The 8,713-nt window shown below is 37.2% G+C and carries 6 protein-coding genes and 1 pseudogene; 5 read left to right on the forward strand and 2 right to left on the reverse strand.

All coding sequences use genetic code 11. The features are described from left to right. Positions 1-1,300 (reverse strand): AMP-binding protein (locus R3333_RS09765; RefSeq protein ID WP_318958608.1); only part of this gene is annotated, 1,300 nt, incomplete at its 3' end. A 91-nt stretch (positions 1,301-1,391) separates the two neighbouring features. After that, complete coding sequence (locus R3333_RS09770) at positions 1,392-1,952, reverse strand: aminodeoxychorismate/anthranilate synthase component II (protein ID WP_318958609.1); 561 nt, start codon at positions 1,950-1,952, stop codon at positions 1,392-1,394. Positions 1,953-2,002: 50 nt separating this feature from the next. Here R3333_RS09770 and R3333_RS09775 point away from each other — a divergent pair, with 50 nt between their 5' ends. From R3333_RS09775 to R3333_RS09795, 5 genes and pseudogenes are all read left to right on the forward strand, one after another. Continuing rightward, positions 2,003-2,383: a RidA family protein gene (locus R3333_RS09775; RefSeq protein ID WP_318958613.1), complete on the forward strand. Its 381-nt coding sequence runs from the start codon at positions 2,003-2,005 to the stop codon at positions 2,381-2,383. Between the two features lie 22 nt (positions 2,384-2,405). Continuing rightward, complete coding sequence (locus tag R3333_RS09780) at positions 2,406-2,939, forward strand: hypothetical protein (protein ID WP_318958610.1); 534 nt, start codon at positions 2,406-2,408, stop codon at positions 2,937-2,939. Continuing rightward, on the forward strand, positions 2,940-4,907 hold the full coding sequence (locus tag R3333_RS09785; RefSeq protein WP_318958611.1) for a glycosyltransferase family 2 protein: 1,968 nt from the start codon (positions 2,940-2,942) through the stop codon (positions 4,905-4,907). A 79-nt stretch (positions 4,908-4,986) separates the two neighbouring features. Continuing rightward, entirely contained in the window at positions 4,987-6,345 is a 1,359-nt protein-coding gene (locus R3333_RS09790; RefSeq protein WP_318958612.1) for a dihydrolipoamide acetyltransferase family protein, read from the forward strand. Between the two features lie 64 nt (positions 6,346-6,409). Further along, a pseudogene (locus R3333_RS09795) lies at positions 6,410-8,713 on the forward strand (hypothetical protein); the annotation flags it as partial.

Consider the following 8,713-nt stretch of genomic DNA (forward strand, 5'->3'; position numbering starts at 1 on the left):
AAGCAGGTTGAACACCAGGAATGGGTAAAGTAGCAAACGTTGGCTTAGTTGGGGTTATATACGCTAACGGAGACAACATCATACCTCCGGTTTCTGTTTGCCACCAAGTATCAACAATCGGACTCTTACGCTTTCCAACATTGTCGTTATACCAGTGCCAAGCCTCTTCATTGATAGGTTCACCAACTGTTCCCAAAACTTTTAAAGAAGTTAAATCATGCTTTTCTACATAATCTATTTGTTGTTTGGCCAGCGCCCTTATTGCAGTAGGTGCTGTATAAAATTGATTTACTTTGTGTTTCTCCACTACATCCCAAAATCTATCGTAACTCGGGTAACTTGGAACTCCTTCGAACATTAAAGTAGTTGCCCCGTTGGCCAAAGGTCCATAAACAATGTAGCTATGTCCTGTAATCCAACCTATATCTGCCGTACACCAATACACATCTCCTTTTTGATATTGGAACACATTTTTAAAAGTATATGCTGTATACACCATGTATCCACCACAGGTATGTACCATTCCTTTCGGCTTTCCTGTAGACCCAGAGGTATAAAGTATAAATAATGGATCTTCAGCTTCCATTATCTCGGCAGGACAATCTTCGCTGGCAGTTTCCATTAAGGGAGCCATCCACTCATCTCTTCCTTCCACTAGATTTACCGCACTATTTGTTCGTTTTACAACCAAACATGTCTCCACACTTGTACATGATTCCAAAGCTTCATTTACAATGGATTTCAAATCAATATCTTTCGCCCCACGATATGCACCATCAGAGGTAATGACCATTTTACATGAACTATCCTTAATTCTGGAAGCCAAAGCACTAGAAGAAAATCCAGCAAAAACTACCGAATGAACAGCGCCAATTCTAGCACAAGCCAATAAAGCAATCGTTAATTCGGGAATCATAGGCAAATAAATACAAACTCTATCTCCCTTAACAATTCCTTTAGACTTTAAAACATTGGCCATTTTATTTACGGCAATAGAAAGTTCTTTGTAAGTGTATGTTTTGTACTCTTCAGCGGGATCATTTGGTTCGAAAATCAAGGCAGTTTTATCAGCATTCACTACCAAATGTCTATCTATACAATTTTCTGTAATATTCAATTGAGCTCCATCAAACCAAGTTACCTTTGCCTCTTCTTTATTCCAGTTTAAAACTGTATTCCATTTCTTTCTCCACACAAAATGCTCTTCGGCAATTTCTCCCCAAAACACTTCTGGGTTGCGGACAGACTTACGGTAAACTTGAAAATATTCTTCTAGGTTTTTGATATGATAATTACTCATGTTGATCTTATATTTTTAGCTATGAAGACTAAAAATACATTTTTCAGATAAACTTCAAGAAGTAATTTTCAACTACTTAAAAAATCATCGATTAAAGCGATAAGAAATTCTTCATGATAATTTTACCCTCAGGCGTCATAACACTTTCTGGATGGAATTGCACGGCGTAAATTGGTAATTTTTCATGTTCAAAAGCCATCAGTACATCACTTTGAGATAATGCCGTAATATTTAATCCTTTTGGTAAGGGTCTTTTCACAGCCCATGAATGATATAATCCAACCTTAAATTCCTCTGGAACTTCCTTAAAAAGTTGATTGGGCATAATCTGAACACACTGGTCTTCCACACCATGATTCACGCGATCTAAATTGTATAATTCTCCTCCGAAAAACTCTGCTAAAGCTTGCATACCTAAACATACACCCAGCATCGGTTTCTTGTCGTAATACATAGCTATAAGCTCCATTAATTTACCAGCATCCTTTGGAAGGTGCGGACCGGGAGAAAGAATAATTTTATCGTACTTCTCAACGGATGCGAGATCTATTTCATTATTCCTTATAACATCCACCTTGGCTCCTATCTCTTCGCAGTAGTGAAATAAATTATAGGTAAATGAATCAAAATTATCAAGAAGAAGTACGTTCACGGCTTTTTTTCCTTCAAAATTATTAAACTTGTCGAATAGGAAAAATAATGATGAAGAAAATATATCAAATCCCAGGAGCTCCTGCTCCTATCGGACCATATAGTCAGGCAGTAGAAGCAAATAACACGCTTTATGTGAGTGGACAAATTCCTATTGATCCTAAAACAGGAACATTGAATGATTCTTCTGTTGCCCTTGCAACACAGCAAGTAATGCAAAATATCAAGGCTCTTGTTGAAACAGCAGGCTTGGAAATGAGCAACATTGTAAAATGCAGTATTTTCTTAAAAGACATGGACAATTTCTCCCTTGTTAACGAAGAATATGCGAAATTCTTTCCTTCAGAAGCGCCGGCTAGAGAGACTGTTCAGGTAAGTAAACTTCCCATGGACGTTGATGTTGAAATATCTTGTATCGCTGTGCGTTTCTAACTATGAATAACCCATTTAGACAATGAAAAAACTATTAATACTTACTTTATTTACCCCATTAATTTTTGGTTTAGCTTCTTGTAAGAAGAAAATCACTGAATTCTATATTACTGACACATCTCAAGTGGTTGTTCAATCCAATGCCGTCATTAATATCCCCTTCAATATTAGCACTCCAGACATGGAAACCAATTACGAAGGAGAATTCGAAGCCAATGACACGCGTAAAGAAAACATAGATCAATTAAAACTTACTCAACTTAAGTTAGAGATTACAGATCCTACAGATTACACTTTTAGCTGGCTAGAGTCCGTAGAGATTTATATCTCTAGTGATAATCTTCCTGAAAAAAGAGTTGCCTTCAAAACCTACATTTCAGATAATGTTGGTAAATCTATCGTTTGTGATGTTGAAGATGTGAACTTAGGAGATTACATCCAGGAAGATGCCTTTAAACTAAGATTGAATACAGTTACGGATGAATACTTCACAGAGGATGTATACATCAATTTAACTACAGAGTTCTTTGTAAAAGCAAAAATATTTAAAAACTAATTGGAAGATCCTAGTCTTGACATCAGTGTTGTAATTGTAAATTACAACGTAGAGTATTTCTTAGAACAATGCTTGAATTCAGCGTTTAAATCACTTGAAAAAGTGAGCGGTGAGATTTTCGTTGTGGATAACAATTCTATAGATGGATCTGTAGAAATGGTCAGAAAGAAATTCCCAGCAGCTAAAGTCATTGCCAACAAGGATAACGTTGGTTTTTCTAAGGCGAACAACCAGGCCATGCGTATCGCCAAAGGGAAATACGTTTTGCTTTTAAACCCCGATACCGTTGTAGAAGAAGATACTTTTGAGAAATGTGTCAACTTCATGGATGCTCACCCTGATGCTGGCGGTTTAGGTGTGAGAATGATAGATGGTAAAGGAAAGTTTTTACCAGAATCTAAGCGAGGACTTCCAACACCAGCTGTAGCATTTTACAAAATTTTCGGAATCTCTAAGCTGTTTCCAAAATCAAAGAAATTTGGACAATATCATTTGGGGTACTTAGATGAATTTGAAACCAACGAAGTAGAAATACTAAGTGGAGCATTCATGCTTATGTCTAATGAAGCCCTTCAAAAAGTGGGATTGTTAGACGAAACTTTCTTCATGTATGGAGAGGATATCGATTTAAGTTATAGAATCATTCAAGGAGGTTTTAAAAACTATTACTTCCCTGAAACTCAAATCATACATTACAAGGGTGAAAGCACGAAGAAAAGCAGTATTAACTATGTCTTTGTATTCTACAGAGCCATGGTAATATTTGCCGAAAAGCACTTTAGTCAAAAAAACGCTAAGGTATTTTCATTCCTCATTAACCTTGCTATTTATTTTAGAGCAGGCTTGGCGTTAACTTCTCGTTTTATCAAACATGCCTTCCTCCCCGTAACAGATCTAACATTTATTATTACAGGATTAGTATTACTTACCAATTACTGGAGTAAGGCTAACATTGAATTCCCCAGTGGAGTTTTAAAATATGCTCTTCCCGCATACGGCATCACATGGTTACTAAGTAATTTCTTTCAAGGAGGCTATGATAAACCCATCAAGCTCAAGAAATTCTTTTCGGGTTCATTGATAGGTACCGCAGTAATTTTAATGGTCTATGCACTGCTGCCCAAAGACTATCAATTTTCCAGACTTTACATACTTATCGGAACATTATGGGTGATGTTCTATTACCTTCTCTCTCGAGTTTTCTTGCATTTTGCTGTAGGCAAAAGCTTTGATTTATTTGGGAATAAAAACAAGAAATTCGCAATTGTAGGTTCTCCAAAAGAAAGTGAAAGAGTTGCCAATATTTTAGCACAGACCAATCAAAAAATTGACAAGGTACTCTTTGTAGGTACGCAAGAACACAAAGAAGCGGGCCAAGTAGGTGTAGTAAGTCAGCTTGATCAAATCGTACACATTGAAAAAGTAGATGAAATCATATTTTGTGCAAAAGACAACACTGCAGAAAGCATCATTGGTTGGATGTCTGCAATAGACGGTACAGATTTAGATTTTAAAATTGCTCAACCCGACAGTATGTATTTAATTGGTTCTAACAGCGTAGATACTTCTGGAGATCTTTACGTGATGGATATCAATGCTATTGTGAGCAATAAGAACAAACGCAACAAACGCATTTTCGACTTTACAGGAGGATGTATATTACTGGTTTTATCTCCACTACTTATTTGGTTTTACTCCAAAAAATCAAACTTCATATCGAACGTATTTTCGTTGATTGTAGGCGTGAAATCATTTGTAGGATACAGCAGTTCTGCAAAAGAAACCAACTCCTCCCTACCCAAGATAAAACATGGTATTCTAAGTCCCGAAGATGCACAAAATGTTAATTCTAAAACGGGAAGCGTTAACATCCCTGTTTTTAAGTTAAATTTAATCTACGCAAGGGATTACACCTTAACGAAGGATATTAAAATTTTACTCAATTCTTGGCGACAACTAGACAGATAAACTGGTTGTAAATCTTGATGAATCGGAAATTTCGGTTATTTTTGCACTCGAAAACAAGACAAATCTATTCAAACATAATATGGCGCAGGTTGAAATTCGTCTTCCTAAAATGGGAGAAAGTGTTACAGAAGCCACGATAACTAACTGGTTGAAAGAAGTTGGTGATACAGTGGAAATGGATGAGCCTCTAGTAGAGGTAGCTACAGATAAAGTAGACAACGAATTACCATCAGAAGCAGAAGGAACTTTGATCGAAATCAGATTCGACAAAGACCAAGTTGCTCAAGTAGGAGATGTAATTGCCGTGATATCAACAGACGGTGAGTCAGCTCCAGTAAAAGAAACGCCAGCAAAAGAAGAAGCTCCTAAAGCTGCAGTAGAGGTTATGGACCAAGTGGAACAGGCTGTTGAAACTGCAAACGGTGGGGATTTGGATAAAAACGGACCTAGCGGAAAATTCTACTCACCATTAGTAAGATCTATAGCTTCAACTGAAGGTATTTCAATGGCTGAATTGGAAACGATTACAGGTACTGGTTTAGCTGGAAGAGTTACGAAGAAAGACATTTTAGCATACATTGATGATAAAGCAGCAGGAAAAGTAGCAGCACCAAAAGCGGCAGCTCCGGCTCCAGCAGCAGCTCCAGCGGCGCCATCTGCACCAGCAGCGGCTCCAGCTCAAGGAGGTATGTTAGCAAATATTAAACCTGCAGCGGTTCCACCAATGCAAGGTGACGAGATTATCGAGATGGACAGAATGAGAAAAATGATTTCTGACCACATGGTAATGTCTAAGCACGTTTCTCCTCACGTTACTTCATTCGTTGAAGCAGATGTAACAAACATCTGGAACTGGAGAAACAAAGTAAAAGGAGAATTCAAGAAGAGAGAAGGTGAAAACATTACATTCACTCCTATCTTCATGGAAGCTGTTGTTAAGGCAATTAAAGACTTCCCTATGATTAACGTTGCGGTTGATGGAAACAAAATCGTTAAACGTAAGAATATCAATTTAGGAATGGCTACAGCTCTTCCTTCTGGAAACTTAATTGTTCCTGTAATTAAGCAGGCAGACAGATTCAACTTAACGGGCTTAACGAAAGCAGTAAATGAGTTGGCTGTTAACGCAAGAGACAACAAATTGAAACCAGAAGATATTCAAGGTGGTACTTACACAGTAACCAATGTTGGTACTTTCGGAAACGTGATGGGTACGCCTATCATCAACCAACCGCAAGTTGCAATTCTTGCCTTAGGAGCGATTAGAAAAGTTCCTGCGGTTATTGAAACTCCAGAAGGTGACTTTATCGGAATCCGTTACAAAATGTTCTTATCTCACTCTTACGACCACAGAGTTGTAGATGGTGCTTTAGGAGGAATGTTTGTAAAACGTGTTGCTGATTACCTAGAAAGTTTCGACGTTAATCGAGAATTCTAACAGATTAGAAAATTTTAGTTAATCCCATCGTTTCTACGATGGGATTTTTTTTATTTTTGTTAGCATGATCCGAACTATAATAGCGCTGCTTTTCTTACTAAGTTTCAATGCTTTTAGTCAATACAACTGGAAGGATTTAGAGTCTATTATCAACAAAGGAAATACCAAAACCCTTCTTACCCATAATTACAAATTACTTGAACAGGGCGTTTACTATCAAGCCTCGTTGATAAGCTCCAAATTACTTGAGAAAGACAGTCTCTCTTACAATAACAATTTCAGACATGGCTTTGCCTTGCTGAACATGAGTTCTAATTACAATCAAGCATTTCCTTTCCTTAAATATGCTGTAGACAGTGTTGTAGAAAATTTTGACTTTTACAATTACAGAGAAAAAGCAGCTCCTATCGACGCCTACTATCAATTAGCGCGCTGTTATCACCTCAAAGGAGATATCGAAAATGCGCGAAAATATTACCAGCTTTTTATCAGTAAAGAAAAATTAAACACTCCCGCTTACAAAACAGCGGAGTTAAACCTTATTCAATGTGATAATGCAGAAGATGCTCGTTTTTACAAATCACACGTGCATTTAGAAGGTTTGGGGAATACGGTGAATACCGAGTATCCTGAGTACGCAAGTATTATTTCATATGACGGTCGTTCACTTTACTTTACCTCAAGAAGATTAAGAGCTGACGAGTCCAACGCTTCTGAACTAGATCCTAATTCTGGCGAATACCTCGAAGACGTATACGTTTCTCACAAACAAATTGATGGATCTTGGAGTGAAGCAGAACTATTGAATTTCTCTCGTGTCAATCAAAACGAAGCAACGGTAGCACTTAGTTTAAACAAAAAGACCATTTACCTCTACGATGATGCACAGGGTAATGGAGATTTATACCTCGCTCCTATTGACGCTACAAACCCTTTTTCAAGGATTAAAAAATTAGATATACCAAAAGTTAACTCAGAATACTGGGAACCACATATCGCTTTTACTGGAGACGGAAATGTAGCCTATTTTTCTTCGAACAGACCTGGAGGGTATGGAGGAAGAGATATATACCGAATTGTTAGGTATGGTAATGGTGAATGGTCAGAACCCATTAATATGGGACCAGAAATTAACACAGAATGGGATGAAGACTCTCCTTTTATTTCTGTTGACGGTAAAACCATGTACTTTGCCAGTAATGGAGTAAAATCGATTGGTGGTTTCGATATTTTCTTGACTGTGGTAAATGAAGATAACCAATGGTCTACTCCTATCAATTTAGGTTCTCCTATAAATTCAACAGGAGATGATTTGTACTACACCACTACCGTTGATGGAAAAGTGGCTTATATCACTTCCTACCGTCCTGAAGGAAATGGCGAGAAAGATATTTACAGGATTATCTACGATAACTATATCCCCAACAATAATCTATTTGTTAATGGTAATCTAAAAACAATAGAAGAAAAACCAGAACCAGAAGGTGTTTTGATAACCTTACAGTGTTTTGATTGCGGATCCGATTTTACCATACAAGAAATGAAAAGTACCTTCATTGAAGGGAAGTACCTCGTAGAATTAGAGCCCGACAAAAAATATGATGTGATTTTTGTAGACACCGAAACTGGTGAATTGAAAAAACAATCTATCATCACGGAAAGTACAGAAGGACAAAGTGATGGAGAGAAAGTTGGAATCATACTTGATCCTGAGGAATTAGAAATAATTCAGGAAAAGCTAGCGCCTAACGTAGTTAGAGTTACACTAGCTTCTGGTAATGACTATCCCCTACCTGACAGTGTTTCTCTTACAATAACTTGCGATGATTGCGAAAAAAACATTAACGATACTAAATCTCTAAACAAGAAAGGTCAAACCCTAATCGTTCAGGAACTAGGAAAAAGCTATACCTATACCTTTAAAGATGAAGAAGGTAATATTCTCCTCAGTGAAAAGAGAAAATGTGTAGAAGACATCAAAGCTATTTCCGATAGCCAATATGTATTTACCTACACTAAAAAGGTTCCAAAATTCTTTAAAAACAAAGACAATTTTGTGGCAGGTATTCAGCTCTCTGGTATTGATAAGGATAGCGTATATAAAGGTCAAATCATTCAGGTAAAAGTTAGTTGTAAGGATTGTACGGAAAAAGAACCTGTACTTCTAACACTGGATAATAACTATCGTACCTCAACACAGCTCACCCCTGGAAAAACCTATAATTATACCTTTATAGCAGAAAATGGAGATGTCTTACATACTGACACAAAAACGCTTCCTATCATGATAGATTTTGGAAAGGGGTTTTTGCAAGTTTTCTTTTATGAAACAGAAAAAGAATGGCCATCATCTCCCCTTGTTGTAAAT

The organism is Lishizhenia sp., from assembly GCF_033720595.1.
Classification (GTDB): domain Bacteria; phylum Bacteroidota; class Bacteroidia; order Flavobacteriales_D; family Crocinitomicaceae; genus Lishizhenia.

What these genes read in the sequence shown, in the direction of transcription:
- R3333_RS09790 (WP_318958612.1), top strand. Translation starts at nt 4,987, where the DNA reads ATGGCGCAGGTTGAAATTCGTCTTCCTAAAATGGGAGAAAGTGTTACA.
- R3333_RS09775 (WP_318958613.1), top strand. Translation starts at nt 2,003, where the DNA reads ATGAAGAAAATATATCAAATCCCAGGAGCTCCTGCTCCTATCGGACCA.
- R3333_RS09780 (WP_318958610.1), top strand. Translation starts at nt 2,406, where the DNA reads ATGAAAAAACTATTAATACTTACTTTATTTACCCCATTAATTTTTGGT.